Below are 527 nucleotides of genomic sequence, written 5' to 3'. Positions count from 1 at the left end.
CCTTCGTCCAGGCGGGCTTCGCCGATGCCGGCGCCTGAGCCGTTCGCGATCCCCCCAGGACGCGCCGGAGGAGAAGGCCATCACTTCGGGAGGCCGGGCGCGCAGAGCGTCAACGGCTTCGGCGCAAGATCGCTGCGGGCAAGCAAGGTGACATTCCGGTCCAGCTTCGCTCCGGCGCGAACCCGGCCCTCGGCGGTGAAGACCCGCGATCAGTCGCGGCTGCGGCCGTTCAGGACTCCACGCGCCCGCGCATGGCCTTCACCCCGCTCCGCTTCTTCTTTGCGTCCACACGGCGCGCTTTCGCGGCTTTCGAGGGCTTCGTGGGACGGCGCTTCTTCGGAACAACCGTGGCTTCGCGGATCAGCGCAAACAACCGTTCCCGAACGGCTTCCCGATTCATGTGCTGGCTTCGGTGATCCTGCGCCGTGAGCACGATCCAGCCATCCTGCGTCATCCGCGATCCGGCCAGCCTGGCCAGCCGGTTCTTGACCGCCTCGGGGAGGCTGGGGGAGTTCGCCACGTCGAAG

The 527-nt window shown here is 68.3% G+C and carries 1 protein-coding gene; it reads right to left on the bottom strand.

Going from position 1 to position 527, the window contains the following annotated elements; translation table 11 throughout:
• Positions 1 to 229 precede the first annotated feature (229 nt).
• Positions 230 to 527: alternative ribosome rescue aminoacyl-tRNA hydrolase ArfB (arfB, locus tag AC2JF9_RS08405; RefSeq protein WP_500726882.1), on the bottom strand; the 298-nt coding region annotated here is incomplete at its 5' end.

This window comes from Lactobacillus sp. C449L, from assembly GCF_059900815.1.
The sequence above is the reverse complement of the archived record's forward strand: the minus strand, read 5'-3'. Positions and strand labels throughout refer to the sequence as shown.